General features: G+C 75.3%; 1 protein-coding gene. It reads left to right on the forward strand.

The genetic code is table 11. The features are described 5' to 3' along the window. Positions 1–8 precede the first annotated feature (8 nt). On the forward strand, positions 9–20,033 hold the full coding sequence (locus ACZ4NT_RS12635) for a non-ribosomal peptide synthase/polyketide synthase (RefSeq protein WP_467725123.1): 20,025 nt from the start codon (positions 9–11) through the stop codon (positions 20,031–20,033). The last annotated feature ends 78 nt before the right edge of the window (positions 20,034–20,111 follow it).

Here is a 20,111-nt window from a genome sequence, read left to right on the forward strand (position 1 = left end):
GGACGACCATGACGTCTTCGAAGCGAAACCGCGCCGAGGCACTGCCCCAGGACCTCCAGGAGGCGCTCCGCCGCAGGCTGGCCGGACGGGCCGCCGGCGCTCCGGGCACGCCCGTCCGGCAGTCCATCCCCCACGCGGACCGCACCAGGCCGCTGCCCCTGTCCTTCGCCCAGCAGCGGCTGTGGTTCCTGGACCGGCTGCAACCGGGCGACGCCCGCTACAACAGCGCCGTCGCGCTGCGGCTCACCGGCCCGCTGGACCGGGCCGCGCTCTCCCGCGCCCTGGACACCGTCGTCGCCCGTCACGAGGCGCTGCGCACCACGTTCCAGGAGATCGACGGACGCCCGGCGCAGTCCGTCCGCCCGCCCTCCCCCGTACCCCTGCCGGTCCGGGACCTGGCGGCGGACGGCGGGCACGCCGACGGCGCGGGAGAGGCGGCGGACCGGGCCGACGACCTGGAGGCGGCGCTGCGGGCCGAGTACGCGCGCCCCTTCGACCTGAACACCGGACCGCTGCTGCGCGCCCTGCTGCTCAGCGAGCCGTCCGGCTCGCACGTGCTGCTGCTGACGGCCCATCACATCGTGACCGACGGCTGGTCGATGGGCGTCCTGCTGGAGGAACTGTGCACCGCCTACGACGCGCTGGCCCGGGGCGCCGCGGTGGATCTGCCTCCGGTCGCGACGCAGTACCCGGACTTCGCCGTGTGGCAGCGCGAGCAGCTGTCCGGGCCGCCGATGGAACGGCAACTCGCCTACTGGAAAGACGCGCTGTCCGGGGCGCTGCCCCCCGGGCTGCCGCTGGACCGGCCGCGTCGCGGGGCGGAGTCCGGCGCCGGCGCGGTCCACTCCTTCTCCGTACCGGCCGACGTCACCGCGGGGCTGCGGGGCCTCGCGGCCGAGCAGCACACCACCCTGTTCACCGCGCTGACCGCCGCCTGCCAGGCACTGCTGGCGCGCTGGTCCGGCCAGGACGACATCACGGTCGGCTCCCTGACCCCCGGGCGCTCCCGCACCGAACTGGAACGGGCCGTCGGCTTCTTCGCCAACACCGTCGTCCTGCGCACCCCCGTGGACACCGGCGGATCCTTCCGCTCGCTGCTGGCGGCCGCCGCGCGGACCGTCAACGACGCCTTCGCGCACGGCGACACGCCCTTCGAGCGGCTGGTGGAGGCGGTGGGAGCGGTCCGGGAGGCGGGCCGCAACCCGCTGTTCGACGTCATGGTCCTGCTGCACCCGTCCCCGCCCGAGGCACCCGCCCCGCACGGCCTCACGACCTCGCCGGTCGGTGTGGAGCGGCAGTCGGCCACCTTCGACCTCAGCGTGGAGTTCGTGCCCGACGGGGACGGCCTGCGCTGCCTGCTGGAGTACCGCACCGACCTCTTCGACGCGGTCACGGCCGAGCGGATGGGGGACCAGCTGCTGCGGACACTGACCGGCGCCGCCACCGAGCCCGACCGGCCGCTGGGCACGGTGCCGCTGCTCTCGCCGCGCGAGACGCGGAGGGTGACCGGCGACTGGAACGCCACCGCCCTGCCGGTCCCGGCCGCCACCCACCCGGAGCTCTTCCAGCGGCAGGCGGCCCGCACCCCGCACGCCACCGCGCTGGTCGCCGGGGACACCCGGCTGGACTACGCGGCACTCAACGCCCGCGCCAACCGCCTCGCCCACCACCTCATCGCCCGGGGCGCCGGACCCGAACGACTGGTCGCGCTGCGCCTGCCGCGCACCGCCGACATGATCGTCGCGATCCTCGCCGTGTGGAAGTCCGGCGCCGGCTACCTGCCCGTCGGCCTCGACCTGCCCGACGAACGCGTCCGGTTCCTGTTGCAGGACGCGCGGCCGGCCCTGGTGCTGGACGAGGACGCACTCCGGGAGGTGCCCCGCACCGCCCCCGACACGGACCCCACCGACACCGACCGGCGCGCTCCGCTCGACCCGGACCACACCGCGTACGTCATCCACACGTCCGGTTCCACCGGCCGCCCCAAGGGCGTCGCCGTCTCGCACCGCTCGCTGGCGAACCTGCTGGCCGGCCACCGGGAAGGCTTCGTCGCCGAGGCCGGCGGCGGTCCGCTGCGGGTGGCACTGACCGCGTCGTTCTCCTTCGACACCTCGCTGGAGGGCGTGCTGCTGATGGCCGACGGCCACCCGCTGCACCTGGTCGACGAAGCCACCCGGCTCGATCCCGCCGCCCTCGTCGAGTACGTCGTCGAGCACCGCGTGGACTTCCTCGACCTCACCCCGTCGTATCTGCGGCAATTGCTGCCCGCGGGGCTGCTCACCGACCCGCGGCACCGTCCCCGGGTGCTGATGCTGGGCGGCGAGGCCGTCGGCCCCGGGCTCTGGCGCGAGCTAGCCGCCCACCACGACATCGCCGCGTACAACTTCTACGGCCCCACCGAATGCACGGTCGACGCCCTGGCCTGCCGCATCGACGGCGACGACCGGCCCCTGGTCGGCCGGCCGCTGCCCAACGTACGGGCCTACGTCCTCGACGACCGGCTGAGGCCCGTACCGCCCGGAGTCGGCGGCGAGCTGTACCTGGCGGGGGAGCAGGTGGCCCGCGGCTACGCGTACCGCCCCGGCCTGACCGCCGCACGCTTCCTCGCCGACCCCTTCGGGGCGCCCGGCGGCCGGATGTACCGCACCGGCGACCTGGCCCGCTGGACCGCCGACGGACGCCTGGACTACCTCGGGCGCGCCGACGACCAGGTCAAGGTGCGCGGCCACCGCATCGAGCCCGGTGAGATCGAGGCGGCACTGCTCGACCTGCCCGAGGTCACCGCCGCCGCGGTCGTCGCGGTGGCCGACACGCACGGCCACACCCGACTGGCCGCCTACGTCGTGCCGGCCCCCGGCGCCGCGCGGCCCACCGCCTCCGAGCTGCGCGCGGCCTGCCGACGGGTCCTGCCCGACCACATGGTCCCGTCCTCCTTCACCCTCCTCGACACGCTGCCGCTGACCACCAGCGGCAAACTGGACCGGCGCGCACTGCCCGCCCCCGACCTCGACACCGCCCCGCGCGAACGGGAGTTCACCGCCCCGCGCACCCCCGCCGAGGAGACGCTGGCCGGCATCTGGTCGGACGTCCTGGGCGTGGCCGCCGTAGGCGCCGACGACAACTTCTTCGAACTCGGCGGCGACTCCATCCTCAGCATCCAGGTCGTCTCCCGCGCCCGCGCGGCCGGCGTGCACCTCACGTCCCGCGACGTCTTCCGCCACCAGACTGTCGCCGACCTGGCCGCCGCCGCCTCCGGGCGTGCCCCCGCGGTGCCCGCACCCCGCTCGCCGCACGACGACGGGCCCGCGCCGCTGACCCCCGTACAGGAGTGGTTCTTCGCCACGCACGGTCCGCTGCGACGGTTCGGCATGTCGATGCTGCTCGACCTGCCGCAGGACCTGGACGTCCCGGCACTGTCCCGGGCCGTCGAGGCGGTGGCCGCCCACCACCCGGCGCTGCGGACCCGGTTCGCCCGCAGCGGCGACACCTGGCGGCAGCACCCCGGCGCGGGACCGGCGGCCGGGCTGCTCACCCGCCACGACCTCACCGCGCTCGACGGCGCGGCCCTCTCGGCGGCGGTGGCCGAGGCGGCCGACGCCGCGCGCGACGCCCTGGACCCGGCCACCGGAGCCCTGCTGCGCGCGGCCCTGCTGGAGCACCCGTCCGGCGTGCGCCCCCAGCTGTTCCTGACGGCACATCACCTCGCGGTGGACAGCGTCTCCTGGCGCATCCTGCTCGCCGACCTGACGCAGGCCTACCGGCAGGCCCGCGCGGGTGAGCCGATACAACTGCCCACCCCCACGACGCCGTTCACCGCATGGGCCACCCAACTGTCCCGACGTGTGCGGGCCGGTGACCTCGACGACGACCTCGCGTACTGGACGGCCGAGGCACGCGAGCCGCGCACCCCGCTGCCGGTCGACCACCCCGCCGTCCCCCTCGCCGGCTCGGTGCGCACCGTCCGCACGCGGGTGGACGCCGGCACCACCGGGGCGCTGCTGCGCCGGGTGCCCGGTGTCTACCGCACCCAGGTCAACGACGTACTGCTCAGCGCCCTCGGCCGGGTCCTCGCCGACTGGGCGGGCACCGAGCGGGTCACCGTGGCCCTGGAGGGCCACGGCCGCGAGGACCTCGGTGACGCGCTGGACGTGTCGCGGACGGTCGGCTGGTTCACCTCCCAGTACCCCGTCACCCTCACCCCGGCCGGACCGCCCGCCGCACCGGACTGGGCCGCCACGCTGAAGGCGGTGAAGGAGCGGCTGCGCGCGGTGCCCCGGCGCGGCCTGAGCCACGAGGCGCTGGCCCGCCTCGGTTCCCCCGACCCCGCGGCCGCCGCACTGCGCGAACTGCCGCTTCCGCAGGTGTGCTTCAACTACCACGGGCAGTGGGAGGCCTCCGACGGGCGGGACTTCGTCCCTGCCGCCGGCGAGGTGCCCGGTCGGGACATGGCACCCGACCAGCCCCTGGACCACCTCCTGGACGTCTCCGCCGTCGTCGCCGACGGAGAACTGGAGATCACCTGGCACTACAGCGACCAGGTGCACGACGAGGACACCGTCCGGAGCCTGGCGGACCAGCTGGTCGGCGCGCTGACCGCGATCACCGAGCACTGCGCCCGTCCGGACGCGGGCGGCCGCACCCCGTCCGACTACCCCCTGGCGGGCCTGGACCAGGCCGCCGTCGACCGGCTGGCCGGCAACGGCCGGGGCGTGGAGGACCTCCTGCCGCTCACCCCGCTGCAGGAGGGCATGCTCTTCCACCGCCTGGTCGGCGGCGCCGACGACGTGTACGTGGACCAGGCCGCCCTCCTGCTGGAGGGAGTCGCCGACCCGCACGCCCTCGCCCTGGCCTGGCAGCGCGTGACCGACCGCACACCCGCGCTGCGGACCTCGGTGGTGTGGGAGAACGTGCCGCGGCCGCTCCAGGTCGTGCACCGGGACGTCCGCGTGCCGGTCACCCACCACGACTGGCGGGACGTGGACCCGCGGGAGCGCGACGAACGCTTCGCCCGGCTCCGCTCCGAGGACCTGGCACGCGGCATCGACCTGGGCACGGCACCGCTGATGCGCCTGACCCTGATCCGGCTGCCCGACGCGCGGCTGCAGCTGCTGTGGACCTCGCACCACCTGGTCCTGGACGGCTGGAGCCTCGCCCAGGTGCTCACCGAGGTGTTCGAGGAGTACGCGGCGCTCACCGCCGGAAGCGAGCCGAGCCCGCCCGTGCGCAGGCCCTTCGGCGACTACGTGCGCTGGCTGGCCGACCAGGACGCCGACGCGGCAAAGGCGCACTGGCGCGACATCCTGAGCGGCTTCGCCACCCCGACGCCGCTGCCGGCCGACCGCCCGCTGCGCGACGCGCACCGGACCCGGTCGGCGGGCGTCCACACGACCGGGCTCACCGACGGGGACTCCGCCCGCCTCGCGCGGACCGCCCGGGACGCCGGCCTCACCGTCAACACGGTCGTGCAGGGCGCATGGGGCCTGCTGCTCTCCCGCTACGGCGCGGAACCGGACGTGGTGTTCGGCACCACGGTGTCCGGGCGCCCGGACGACCTGCCCGGCGTGGAGTCGATGGTCGGCATGTTCATCAACACGCTGCCCACCCGGGTCCGTGTCGACGGCCACCGCACGGCGACCGCGTGGCTGCGCGAACTGCAGGAGGCCCAGGCCGAGTCACGGCGCTTCGCGGCGGTGTCCCTGGCCGAGCTGACCGCGCTGAGCGACGTGCCGTCCGGAGCGCCCCTCTTCCACAGCATGGTCGCCTTCGAGAACTACCCGTTCGACGAGGCGCGTTCGGCCACCTCGGGCGTACGCCTGGTGGACGTGTCCTCCCAGGACGCCACCAACTACCCGCTCGTGCTCCGCGCCTACCAGGGCGAACGGCTCGGCTTCGACCTGGCCTACGACCCGGACCTGTTCGACGCCGACACCGTCCGCGCCCTCGGCGGCCGGCTGTGCCTGCTGCTGTCCGAGGTCGCCGACGACCCCGACCGGCCGCTGCGCGACCTCGCCTGGACCACCGCCGAGGAGCGGCGGCGGATGCTCACCGACTTCAACGGCACCGAGCACGGCCGCCCGGACGAGACCCTGGTGGACCTGTTCGAGGCCCAGGCCGCCCGCACTCCGGACGCCGTGGCCGTCACCTGCGGCGACGACAGCCTCGACTACCGCGCGCTCGACGCCGCGGCCGGCCGCCTCGCCCACCGGCTCGCCGAGGCGGGCGCCGGTCCCGAGCGTTTCGTCGCACTCGCCCTGCCCCGCTCCACCGACCTGGTCGTCGCGGTCCTGGCGGTGCTGAAGACGGGCGCGGCCTATCAGCCGATCGACCCCCGGCTGCCCGCCGAGCGGGTCGCCCACCTGCTCCGCGACGCCGCCCCGGTGACCCTGGTGACCACCACGGAGACGGCCGCTCGGGCGGAGGGCACCGGCGTCCCCGTGCTGTCGCTGGACGACGACGCGGTCCTGGCGGACCTGCGCGGACGGCCGGACACCGGTCCCGACCCGGTACGCCGCCCGCTGCCGGAGAGCCCCGCCTACGCCATCCACACCTCCGGTTCCACCGGCCTCCCCAAGGGGGTCGTGATCCCGCACGCCAACGTGGTGCGGCTGTTCACCCGCACCCGCCCCTGGTTCGGCTTCGACGAGCACGACGTCTGGACCCTCTTCCACTCCTACGCCTTCGACTTCTCCGTCTGGGAGCTGTGGGGCGCCCTGCTGCACGGCGGCCGGCTCGTCGTCGTCCCCGAGGACACTGCCAGGTCGCCGGAGGACTTCCTGCGGCTGCTGGCGGACGAGGGGGTCACCGTCCTCAACCAGACCCCGTCCGCGTTCTATCCGCTGGCCCGGGCGGACGCCGAACATCCCGACATCAGTGCGCGGCTGGCCCTGCGCACGGTCGTCTTCGGCGGCGAGGCGCTGGACGTCGAGCGCCTCGCCGGCTGGTACGAACGCCACCCGGACACCGCCCCGCGGCTGGTCAACATGTACGGCATCACCGAGACCACCGTGCACGTCACGTACGCCCCGCTGGACCGCACGACCGCCGGCACCGGCGCGGCGGGCCCCATCGGCACGGGCATACCGGATCTGCGCGTCCATGTGCTCGACGACGCCCTGGCCCCCGTGGCGCCCGCGGCCGTCGGCGAGATGTACGTGGCGGGGGAGGGCCTGGCCCGCGGCTACCTGGGGCGGCCCGGTCTGACCGCCGGCCGCTTCCTCGCCGACCCGTTCGGCGAGCCGGGCAGCCGCATGTACCGCACCGGCGACCGCGCCCGCCGCCGGGCCGACGGGACCCTGGAATACCTGGGCCGTGCCGACCAGCAGGTGAAGATCCGGGGATACCGCATCGAGCCCGGCGAGATCGAGGCCGCGCTGCACACCCACCCGGGCGTGGGCGCCGCCGCCGTGGGCGTCCACGAGGACACCTCCGGGACGCGCCGGCTCGTCGCGCATGTCGTCGGCAGCGGCGGCACTGAGCCCACCGCGCCCGCCGCGGCCGACCTCCGCGCCCACCTGGAGCGCCTGCTCCCCGCCCACATGGTGCCCGCCGCCTACGTCCCGATGACGGCACTGCCGCTGACCGCGAACGGCAAGCTCGACCGGCGCGCCCTGCCCGCCCCCGGCCCCGACGGCTTCGCCACCGGCACCGACCGCACCCCGCCCCGCACGCCCGCCGAACGCCTGGTCGCCGCCGCCTGGACGGACGTGCTGGACGCGGACGACGTGGGCACCGAGGACGACTTCTTCGCCCTCGGCGGCGACTCGATCCTGGCCGTCCGCGTGACCTCCCGGCTGCGCACCGCGTTCAGCGCGGACGTCTCACCGCGCCTGCTCTTCACCCACCCGAGACTGTCGGCGCTGGCCGCCGCCCTGGGCGACCCGGACCCGGACGCCCCGGCCTCCGCCGACGCCGTACCGGTCAAGGACCCGGACGCCCCGGCCCCGCTCTCGTACGCGCAGCAGCGCCTGTGGTTCCTCGACCGCTTCGAGCCGGGCAGCACCGAGTACACGACGCTGTCCGTGCTGCGCCTGCGCGGCCGGCTCGACGCCGCGGCCCTGCGCACCGCACTGGACGGGCTGGTCGCCCGGCACGAAGCGCTGCGCACCACGTTCGCGGAGCAGGACGGCCGCCCCCGTCAGATCGTGCATCCCCCGTATCCGGTGGAGTTGTCCGTGGACGACCTGACCGGCGTCCCGGGCGACCGGACGCAGGCGGCCCTGGACGCCCTCGTGGAACGCGAGGCCGCCACCCCCTTCGATCTGGCCGCCGGCCCCCTCCTGCGGGCCCGGCTGGCACGGCCGGCCGACGACGAGCACGTCCTCGTCCTCGCCGTCCACCACATCGCCACCGACGGCTGGTCGGTCGGCGTCCTCGGCCGGGACCTGAGCGAGCTGTACGCCGCGGCGCGGGACGGCCGCCACCCCGAACTGCCCGTCCTGCCCGTGCGCTATACCGACTACGCCGCCTGGCAGCGCTCCCGTACCGAACAGGCCGAGCGCCAACTCGGTTACTGGCGGGAGACGTTGGACGGCCTGACCCCGCTGGAGCTGCCGACCGACCGGCCCCGCCCCGCCGTACGCAGCCGCGACGGGGCCCTGGTGACCTTCACCCTCCCGGCGGACCTGACGGACCGGCTCCGCGAGGCGGGTCACGAGGCCGACGCCACCCTCTACATGACCCTGGTGGCGGCCTGCACCGTCCTGCTGTCCCGCTGGGCGGACCAGGAGGACGTCGCCGTCGGCACCGTCACCGCGGGCCGCGACCGCCCCGAACTCCACGACGTGGTCGGCATGTTCGTCAACACGCTCGTCCTGCGCAACCGGGTCCGCCCCGGTCTGTCCTTCCGGGCGCTGCTGGAGCAGGTGCGCACCACGGTCCTGGACGCGTTCGCCCACCAGGAGGTGCCCTTCGAGCACCTGGTCGACGCCCTCCAGCCGGAACGGGACACCAGCCGCACCCCGCTGTTCCAGGTCATGGTCGCGCTGCACAACCTGGGCGCCGAGGTGCCCGGCCTGCCGGGACTCGACGTCGAGGCGGTCACCCCGCCGATCCGGCACGCCACCTTCGACCTCGCCTTCGACTTCGTGGAGCACGACGGCGGACTCACCGGCCATCTGGAGTACAGCACCGCCCTGTTCGAGGCGGACACCGCCGAAGCCCTGGCCCGCCGACTGCGGATGCTGCTGGAGGCCGTCGCCGAGAACCCCGCCCGGCCGACGGACGAACTGCCGCTGACGACCGCCGCCGAACGCCGCCGGGTGGTCGAGGAGTGGCAGGGCCCGAGGCTCCGGACGGCGGACGGTACCTTCACCGCCCTCTTCGAGGAGCAGGCCGCGCGGTCCCCGCACGCCACCGCCCTGGTGGCCGGGGACACCACGCTGGACTTCGCCGCCCTCGACGACCGCGCCAACCGGCTCGCGCACCACCTGATCGCCCGGGGCGTCGGCCCGGAACGCGTCGTCGGCGTGCGCCTGCCGCGCACCGGCGACCTGGTCGTGGCGCTGTTCGCCGTCCTCAAGGCCGGCGGCACCGTCCTCTGCCTGGACCCCGAACTGCCCGAGGAGCGCGTGGCGTTCCTCCTCGCGGACGCCGCGCCGCACACCCTCCTGACGGCCGCCACCCTGAGCGAGGTGCCCTGGGACCGGCTGCCCGCGCACGCACCCACCGACGCCGACCGGCTGCTGCCGCTCCGGCCGGAGAACGCCGCCTACGTCGTCTACACCTCCGGCTCCACCGGCCGCCCCAAGGGGGTGGCGGTGGAACACCGGCAATTGGTGAACCTCTGCCACGACCACCGCGAGGGACTCCTCGCACCGCACACCGCGGACGGACGGCGGCTGCGCGCCGCGCTCAGCGCGTCGTTCTCCTTCGACACCTCCTGGGAGGGCCCCCTGCTGCTCGCCCTCGGCCAGGAGGTGCACCTCGTCGACGAGGACGTCCGACGCGACCCCGAGGCGTTCTGCGCCCTGGTCGCCGAACGACGCCTCGACCTGGTCAACGTGACGCCGTCCTTCCTGCGCGAACTGCTCTCGGCCGGGCTGCTCGCCCCCGGCCGCCACCACCCGGGCCTGCTGCTCGTGGGCGGCGAGGCGATCGGCCCGGCCGCCTGGCAGGAACTGTGCACGGCGGACCGCTCCCTCGGCATCACCGTGTACAACATGTACGGGCCCACCGAGTGCACCGTCGACGCCGTGTACGGCCGCTGCGCCGAGCGGCCCGAACGTCCCGTCATCGGCCGCCCGGGCCGCAACCTGCGCGCCTACGTGCTCGACCGCGCCCTGCGTCCGGTACCGCCGGGCACCCCCGGCGAGCTCTACCTCGCCGGGGCCCAGGTGGCCCGCGGCTACCTGAACCGGCCCGGCCTGACCGCCGCACGCTTCCCGGCCGACCCCTTCGCCGGGCCGGGGGAGCGGATGTACCGCACCGGCGACCGGGCCCGCTGGGACTCGGACGGGCTGCTGGAATTCCTGGGCCGGACCGACGAGCAGGTCAAGATCCGGGGATTCCGCATCGAACCCGGCGAGGTGGAGGCCGCGCTCCTCGACCACCCCGACGTCGCCGAGGCCGTGGTGACCGCCCGCGAACACGGCGGGCGCCGCATGCTCGTGGCGTACCTGGTACCCGCCGGGGACCGCACCCCGCCCGCCGACGAACTGCGGGTGCGGCTGCGCCGGACGCTGCCCGACCACATGGTGCCCGCGGCATTCGTCCCGCTGGCCCGCCTGCCGCGTACCAGCAGCGGCAAGACCGACCGGCGGGCCCTGCCCGCCCCGCCGGTCCAGCCGGACGGCACGACACCGTACGTGGCACCCCGCCCCGGCACCGAGGAGCGTCTCGCCGCGATCTGGACCGAGGTCCTCGGCGTCGAACGGGTCGGCGCGCGGGACAACTTCTTCTCGCTCGGCGGCGACTCGATCCTCAGCATCCAGATCGTCTCCCGCGCCCGCCAGGCGGGCCTGGCCCTCACCACCAAGGACGTCTTCCGCCACCAGACGGTCGCCGAACTCGCGCTGCGCGTCACCGGCACGGCCCCGCGGCCCGCCGCGACGGACGGCGGCGAGACCGCCGAGGCACCTCTCACGCCCATCCAGCGCTGGTACTTCGACGGCCGCGGGCCCGGCGACCCGCTGCGCTTCACCATGACCCAGCGCCTAGAACTGACGCCGGACACCGACCTGCTGACGATCCACCACGCCGTGGACGCCCTCGTCCGCCGCCACCCGGCACTGCGCACCCGGTTCCGCCGCACCGGCGGGGGGCTGCGCCAGGAGGTGCTGCCACAGGCACCCGACGGCGTCCTCACCCGCCTCGACGTGGCGCACCTCGACGCTCCGGCCGTGGAGGCGGAGGCGCAGCGCGCCACGGACGCCGCCCAGGCGGCCCTGGACCCCGCCGAGGGCCGGGTCGTGCGGGTCCTGCTGCTCGACCGCGGCCCCGGCCGGGCCGCCCAACTGGTGATCACCGCCCATCACCTGGTGGTGGACGGCGTCTCCTGGCGCATCCTGCTCGCCGACCTGGAGACCGCGCAGCGCGCCGCCGCGGCGGGCCGGCCCGTGGACCTGCCCGCCGAGGGGACGACGTACGGCCAGTGGGCGCACCGGCTGGAGCGGCACACCCGCTCGGGCGCACTGGACGCCGACCTGGACCACTGGACCCGCACCTGCGCCGCCCCGGCCGCGCTGCCCGCGGGCCGCACCGGACCCAACACGTACGGCACCGCCGCCACCGTCACCGTGACGCTGGACGCGGCGGAGACCGACGCACTGCTGCGCCGGGTCCCCGACGTCTACCGCACCCAGGTCAACGACGTCCTTCTCAGCGCCCTCGGCCGCACGCTATCCGACTGGTGCGGACGCGACACGGTCCTGGTCGGCGTGGAGGGGCACGGGCGCGAGGACCTCTTCGAGGACGTGGACCTGTCGCGGACCGTCGGCTGGTTCACCGCCGAGTTCCCCCTCGCACTGACCGTGCCCGCCGGGGACGGCTGGGGAGACGTCCTGCGGTCCGTGAAGGAGACGCTGCGCGCCGTGCCGCTGCACGGCCTGAGCCACGGCGCGCTGCGCCACCTACTGCCCGACAGCCCGCTCACCGGCACCCCGGCCCCCCGGGTCGGCTTCAACTACCACGGACGGTGGGACGCGGGCGGCCCCGAGGGCACCGGCCTGTACCGGGCCGCGCTCCCGCCGGCCGGCCGCGACACCGACCCCGACGAACCCCGTCCGTACCTCCTGGACGTCACGGGCGTCGTCCAGGACGGGCGGCTCGAACTCGGCTGGACCTACCCCACGGCCGTCTACGACGAGTCCACCGTGCGGTCCCTGGCCGAGGAGATGCGCTCCGCCCTGCGCGACATCGTGGCGCACTGCGCCCGCCCGGACGCGGGCGGCCGGTCCCCGTCGGACTTCCCGCTCGCCGGACTCACCCGGGAACAGCTGGACGGGCTCGTCGGCGACGGACGCCAGGTGGCGGACGTCCTGCCCCTCACACCGCTGCAGTCCGGCATGCTCTTCCACGGGCTGGTCGACACGGCGGGCGCCTACGCCGACCGGACGGCGGTACGGCTCTCCGGCGTGGCCGATCCACGGGCCTTCGCCACGGCCTGGCAGCAGCTCGCCGACCACACCCCGGCCCTGCGCACGAGCGTCCACTGGCAGGGGCTTCCGCACCCGGTTCAGGTGGTCCGCCGGCACGCCGACCTGCCCGTCACCCACCTCGACTGGCGGGAGCTGACGTCTCATCAACGTGCGCGTGCCACCGCCCAGTTGCTCGCCGACGACCGGGCGGCCGCCATGGACCTCACGCGCGCGCCGCTCACCCGCATCACCCTGGCCGCCCTGCCCGGCGACGAGGTGCTGCTGCTGTGGTCCTCGCACCACCTGATCCTCGACGGCTGGAGCAGCGGGCAGCTGCTCACCGAGGTGTGCGAGCGCTATGCCGCGCTCACCGGCGGCGCGGACGCCGCGCCGCCGGTACGGCGGCCGTTCGCCGACTTCCTCGGCTGGCTGCGCGACCAGGACGCGGAGGCCGCCGACCGGTACTGGGCCGACGCCCTCGCCGGGTTCACGGCGCGCACCCCGCTGCCGTACGACCGCACCCCCGCCGAGGCGCACCGGGCCAGGTCCGCCGACGCCGTGCACCACGCACTGGACGAGGAGCTCTCCCGGCGCCTGCGGGAGACGGCGGCCCGCAGCGGACTGACCGTCAACACCGTGGTGCAGGGCGCCTGGGCCCTGCTGCTGGCCCGCTACAGCGGCCGCCGTGACGTCGTGTTCGGCACCACCGTCTCCGGCCGTCCGGCCGAACTGCCGGGCGTCGACTCCATGGTCGGCATGTTCATCAACACCGTGCCGACCCGCGTCCGGGTGCCCACCGGAGGTGTCCTGCCGTGGCTGCGCGGCCTGCAGGAGCAGCAGAGTGACAGCCGCCGCTTCGACTTCCTCGCGCTGCCCCGCATCCAGGCACTGAGCGAAGTCCCGCCCGGCGAGGCCCTGTTCGACAGCATGGTCGTCTTCGAGAACTATCCCGTGGACGAGTCCGCCACTGCCAGGACGGGCGTGCACGTCGAAGAGGTGCACGCCGAGGACGCCACCACCTTCCCGCTCTGCCTGCGCGCCCACCTCACGGACCGGCTCGGCTTCGACCTCGCCTACGACGCCGCGCTCTTCGACCGCGCCACCGTCGAGCGCGCCGCGGCCCGACTGGCCGAACTGCTCACCCGGTTCGTCGACGGTGTCGACGGCGCCGTCGACGACCTGGAGCTGCACAGCGCCGCCGACCGCGCCCTGCTGGAGCGGTGGAACACCACCGCCCGGCAGGTGCCCCCGAGGAGCCCGGTCGACCTCTTCGCCGAGCAGGTCCGGCGCAGCCCGGACGCACCGGCCCTGCACGACGGCGACCGACGACTGACGTACCGTCAACTCAATTGCTGGTCGGACGCCTTGGCCGATCGGCTGCTGGCCGCCGGCCCGGCGCCCGAGGACCGGGTGGCCCTGCTCATGGACCGGTCGGCCGAACTCGTGGTCGCCCAGCTCGCGGTCCTCAAGGCGGGCTGCGCCTACCTGCCGGTGGACACCCGCGCCCCCGAGGAGCGCAGGCACGCACTCCTCGCGCAGGCGGGCGCCACGACCCGGCTGACCGCCGACGACGTCGCCGCGGCACGCACCGACGCCCCGGCCCCACGGGCCCTGCCGCCCGCCGACCCCGACCGGCTGGCCTACGTCATGTTCACCTCCGGATCCACCGGCCTGCCGAAGGCGGTGGCGGTCCGCCACCGCGACGTGGCGTCCCTGGCCACCGACAGCCGGTTCACGGACGGCGTGTGCGAGCGCGTGCTGCTGCACTCCCCGGTCGCCTTCGACGCCGCCACCTTCGAGGTGTGGGCACCCCTGCTCAACGGCGGCTGCGTGGTGGTCGCGCCCCCGGGGACGGTGGACGCCGACCTGCTGCGCCGCCGGGCCGCGGACGGCGGGCTGACCGCGCTGTGGCTGACGGCGGGCCTGTTCCGGCTGCTGGCACAGGACGCGCCGGACTGCTTCACCGGACTGCGCCAGGTGTGGACCGGCGGCGACGTCGTCCCCGCGACGGCCGTACGCCGGGTCCTCACCGCCTGCCCCGGCCTGACCGTGGTCGACGGGTACGGACCGACCGAGACCACGACCTTCGCGACGTCCTACGCCCTCACCGACGCCGCAGAGGTGCCCGGCACCGTGCCCATCGGCCACCCGCTGGACGACCTGCGCGTCCATCTCCTCGACGCCCGCATGCGAGCCGTCCCGCCGGGCTGCGCGGGCGAGTTGTTCGTGTCCGGCGAGGGCGTGGCGCGCGGCTACCTGGGCCGCCCCGGCGACACCGCCGCCCGCTTCCCCGCCGACCCCTACGGACCGCCCGGCGGCCGGATGTACCGCACCGGAGACCTGGCCCGACGGCACCTCGACGGCACGATCGAGTTCCTCGGCCGCGCCGACGACCAGGTCAAGATCCGCGGCTTCCGGGTCGAGCCGGGCGAGGTGGAGGCGGCCCTCGCCACCCGCCCCGGCGTCGCGGACGTCGCCGTCGTGGCCCGGGAGGACCGGCCCGGCAGCAGGCGCCTGGTGGCCTACGTCGTCGGCCCCGCCGGGCAGGACACCGAGGACCTGCGCGCCTTCGCCGCCCGCACGCTGCCCGACTACCTCGTCCCTTCCGCCTTCGTCCCGCTGCCGGCCCTCCCGCTCAGCGCCAACGGCAAGGTCGACCGGACGGCCCTGCCCGCCCCGGCGCCCGAGCACGGCGCGGACTCCGGCACGCACGTCGAGCCCCGCACCGACGCCGAGCGCCGCACCGCGGAGGTCTTCGCCGAGGTCCTCGGCGTCGAACGGCCCGGCGTGGAGGACGACTTCTTCCGGCTGGGCGGCGACTCCATCCTCAGCATCCGGATCGCCTCCCGGCTCGCCGAGACCTTCGGGACGGACCTCTCTCCCCGCGCGGTGTTCACCCACCCCACCCCGGCCGCGCTCGCCTCCCTGCTCACGGAGCGGCGGACCGCCGGGGCGGACGGCCCACCCGCCATCGTCCCGGTCGCCCGCGAAACCGCCCCGCCGATGTCGTACGCCCAGCAACGCCTCTGGTTCCTGGAGGAGTTCGCCCCCGGCGGCACCGAGTACGTCACCGCGCTCGCCCTGCGCCTGCGCGGCTCGCTCGACACCGGCGCCCTCACCTCCGCCCTGCGCGCCCTCGTTGCCCGGCACGAGTCGCTGCGGACCACCTTCGACACGGTGGACGGGCACGGCGTCCAGATCATCCACCCGCCACAGGATGTCCCGCTCCCGCTGCACGACCTGTCCGCACTGCCCGGCGACACCGCCCGGACCCGGCGCCTGGAGGAACTGCTGACGGCCGAGCGCACCCGACCGTTCGACCTCCGGCAGGGCCCGCTGCTGCGCGCCGGACTGGTCCGGCTGGCCGACGACGACCACGTCCTGAGCCTGGCCCTGCACCACATCGTCACCGACGGCTGGTCCACCTCCGTCCTCGCCGGCGACCTCGCCCACTTCTACCGGGCCGCACTGGACGGCAGCACCGCGGGCCAGCTGCCGCCGCTGCCGGTGCAGTACGCCGACTACGCGCACTGGCAGCGCACCACCGGCGGTTCCGCGGCGGACGCGCACCTCGCCTACTGGAAGGAGCAACTGACCGGCACCGAGCCGCTGGACCTGCCCACCGACCGGCCGCGACCGCCGGTGCGCACCGGCAACGGCGCGAGTGCCCGACTGATCCTGCCGCCCCGCACGGCCCGCCGCCTCACCCGGGTCGGCCGGGACCGCGGCGCCACCCTGTTCACCACGCTCGTCGCCGCCACGCAGACGTTCCTCGCCCGGCTGTCCGGAGAGCGGGACGTCGCCGTCGGCACCGTCACCTCGGGCCGCGACCGGGCCGAGACCCAGAACCTGATCGGGTTCTTCGTCAACACCCTGGTCCTGCGGTCCCGCGTGGACACCGAACGCCCCTTCCCGGACTTCCTCGCCGACGTACGGCGCACGGTGCTGGACGCCTTCGCCCACCAGGAGGTGCCGTTCGAGCAGGTCGTGGACGAGGTGCAGCCGGCGCGCGACACCAGCCGCACCCCGCTCTTCCAGGTCATGGTCGTCCTGCAGAACACACCCGCCGCCGAGCTCGACCTCCCCGGCCTGCACGTCTCCGACATCGAACCCGAGCTCCGACAGGCACCGTTCGACCTCACCCTGGAGTTCGCGGAGACCGATACCGGAGCCCTGCACGGGCTGCTCACGTACAACACGGACCTGTTCGACGCGGCCACGGCCGAGCGGATGGCCGACCAGCTCGCCACCCTGCTCACCGCGGTCGCCGAGGACCCCCGGCGGCCCCTCGGCGCGCTGCCGCTGGCGTCCGAGGAGGAGCTGAAGGCCCTCCTGGACCAGGGGAGGGGAGCGGCCCGGCCGGTACCGGCGGAGACCCTGCCCGATCTGTTCCAGCGCCAGGCCGCACGCACCCCCGACGCGGTGGCGCTCGCGGACGGTGCGCGCGAGCTCACCTACGCGGAAGTGGAACGCTCCGCCAACCGCCTGGCCCACCGGCTCATCCGGCGGGGCGCCGGCCCCGAGCGGGTGGTCGCCCTGATCCTGCCCCGGGCCGCGGAGACCGTGGTGGCCCAGCTCGCCGTCGCCAAGACCGGCGCCGCCTTCCTGCCGGTGGACCCGGCCTACCCCGAGCAGCGACGGCAGTTCATGACGCGTGACGCGGGCGCCGCTCTGGTCCTGGACGACCCCGCCGACGTGTGGGCCGGGACGGGACCCGACACCGCGCCCACGGACGCGGACCGCACCACCCCCCTCACCGCCCACCACCCGGCCTACGTCATCTACACCTCCGGATCCACGGGGACGCCCAAGGGCGTGGTGGTGACGCACAGCGGCCTGGCGGGGTTCGCGGCCGCCGCAGCGGAGCGCTACGCGGCCGGCCCCGGGGACCGGGTGCTGCAGTTCGCCTCGCCCAGCTTCGACGCCTCCGTGCTGGAGCTGTGCGTCTCCCTGCTCACCGGGGCAACGCTGGTGACCGGCGAGGAAGGCCCACTGGTCGGTGAGCGGTTGGCGCGCGTCCTCGCGGAGCGGGCCGTCACGCACACCCTGATCCCCCCGGCGGCCCTGGCCACGGTGCCGCCCGAGGCGTCCGCCACCCTGCCCCGGCTCCGCACCCTGATCGTCGGCGCCGAGGCGTGCCCGGCCGACCTGGTCCGGCACTGGGCCCCCGGCCGGCGGATGATCAACTCCTACGGACCCACGGAGGCCACCGTCGTCGCCACCTGGACCGGCCCCCTGACCCCGGAGGCGGGCGCCCCGCCGATCGGTCGTCCGGCCGGTGCCACCCGCGTCTACGTCCTGGACGCCGCCCGCCGCCCCGTCCCGCCCGGCGTGACCGGCGAACTGTACGTGGCCGGCCCCGGACTCGCCCGCGGCTACCTGAACCGCCCGGGCCTGACCGCGCAGCGGTTCACCGCCGACCCGTTCGGCGCACCGGGGGAGCGGATGTACCGCACCGGCGACCTGGTGCGCTGGTCGGCCGACGGCCAACTCCGCTTCACCGGACGCGCCGACGACCAGATCAAGCTGCGCGGCTTCCGGATCGAGCCCGGCGAGATCGAGAGCGCGCTGCGCCGCAGTCCCCTGGTGCGCGACGCGGTGGTCGTCGTCCGCGGCGAGGGCCCCGGCGGAGACCCGGCCGAGAGCCACGCACGGCTCGTCGCGTACGTCGTGCCCGCCGACGGCGGACCGGCCCAACCGCCTCTGGCCGAGCTGCGCGAGCACCTCGCCGGGCTGCTGCCGCCGCACATGATCCCGTCGGTGTTCGTCCCGCTGGAGCGGCTGCCGCTCACCCCGAACGGCAAGACCGACCGGCGCGCCCTGCCCGCACCCGGCCCCGCGCAGGCGGCCGGTGGCCCCCGCACCGCGCCGCGCACCGACACCGAACGGCACATCGCCCGCATCTGGCAGGACGTCCTCGGCGTGGACGGCGTCGGCGCGGACGACAACTTCTTCCACCTCGGCGGCGACTCGATCCTCAGCATGCAGGTCGTGTCGCGGCTGCGGCGCGACGGCCTGCACCTGGCCACCCGCGACCTGTTCACCCACCAGACCGTCGCCGAGCTGGCCACCGTCGTCACCACCGCGCCCCGGCGGACCGGTGACGGCCCGGTGACCGGCGAGGTGCCGCTCACCCCGATCCAGGAGTGGTTCCTCACCACTCCACGCCACAGCCACCACCACTTCAACCAATCCGTGCTGCTGGAGCTGGACGGTTCACCCGACCCGGCGGCCCTCGGCACCGCCCTGGACGCGCTGCTGGAACACCACGACGCCGTCCGTATGCGCTTCACCCGCGACGACGACGGCTGGCACCAGTTCAACCCGCCGCCCGTCGCGGGCGCCGCCGCTCTCGCCCGGTACGACCTGACGGGACTGTCCTCCGCACAGGCCGACGAGGCGATGGCGAAGGCCGCCGACGACCTGCACGCCGGCTTCGACCTCGCGCAGGGGCCGCTGCTGCGCGCGGCGCTCTTCACCGGCGGTCCGGACCGGCCCGCGTTCCTGCTGCTCGTCGCCCACCACCTCGTCGTGGACGCCGTGTCCTGGCGGATCCTGCGCGACGACCTGGAAGCGGCCTACCGGCAGGCGGCCCAGGGCGAACCGGTCGCCCTGGGGGAGCGCAGCACCCCCTTCCGGGACTGGGTCCGCACCCTCGCCGCGCACGTCGCCGACGGCGGACTGGACCACGAACTCCCGTACTGGGAGGAGGCGGTGACCGCCGAGCCGCTCCCGGCCGCGGAAACACCGGAGGACGGCACGGGCGGGGCACGCGTGCTCGGTGTGGAGCTCGACGAGGAGGACACCACGGCGTTGCTGCGCGCCGCGCCCACCGCCTACCGCACCCGGGTCAACGACGTCCTGCTCTCCGCGCTGGCCCTGGCGCTGGCCCGCTGGACCGGGCGCGACCGCGTCCGCCTCGATCTGGAGGGCCACGGCCGCGAGGACGTGCTCGACGGCGTCGATCTCTCCCGCACCGTGGGCTGGTTCACCACCGTCCACCCGGTCGCCCTCCAGGTACCCGACCCGGACGACCTCGGTCCCGCCCGGGACTGGCGCGGGCTGGTCAAGTCCGTCCGCCGCCAGCTCCGCACCGTCCCCGGGAACGGACTCGGCTACGGCGCGCTGCGCACCTACGGTTCGGCCGAGGTGCGCGAGCGGCTCGGCTCGGCGGCGCACGGGCAGGTCGTGTTCAACTACCTCGGCCAGTGGGACGCCCGCCCGGCCGACCCGGGAACCGGTCTGGTCCGCGCCGAGCACGGCTCCTTCGGACAGGATCACGACCCGCGGGACGGCGGATCGCACCCCCTCGAAGTCGTGGGCGCGGTGCAGCACGGCCGTCTCGCCTTCACCTGGCACCACCGCACCGGCCTCCACGACACCGAGACCGTGCGGCGCGTCGCCGAGGAGTTCGCCGAGGCGCTGCGGCACATCGCCCGGCACGCACGGGACAGCCTGTGACGCGCGCCCGCCGCGGTGACACCGCGGCCGCCCGCACCTGCCGCGGGCGCCGGGCACCGCCGCCCCGTGCGCCCGCGC

Source organism: Streptomyces sp. NPDC026417, assembly GCF_055567695.1.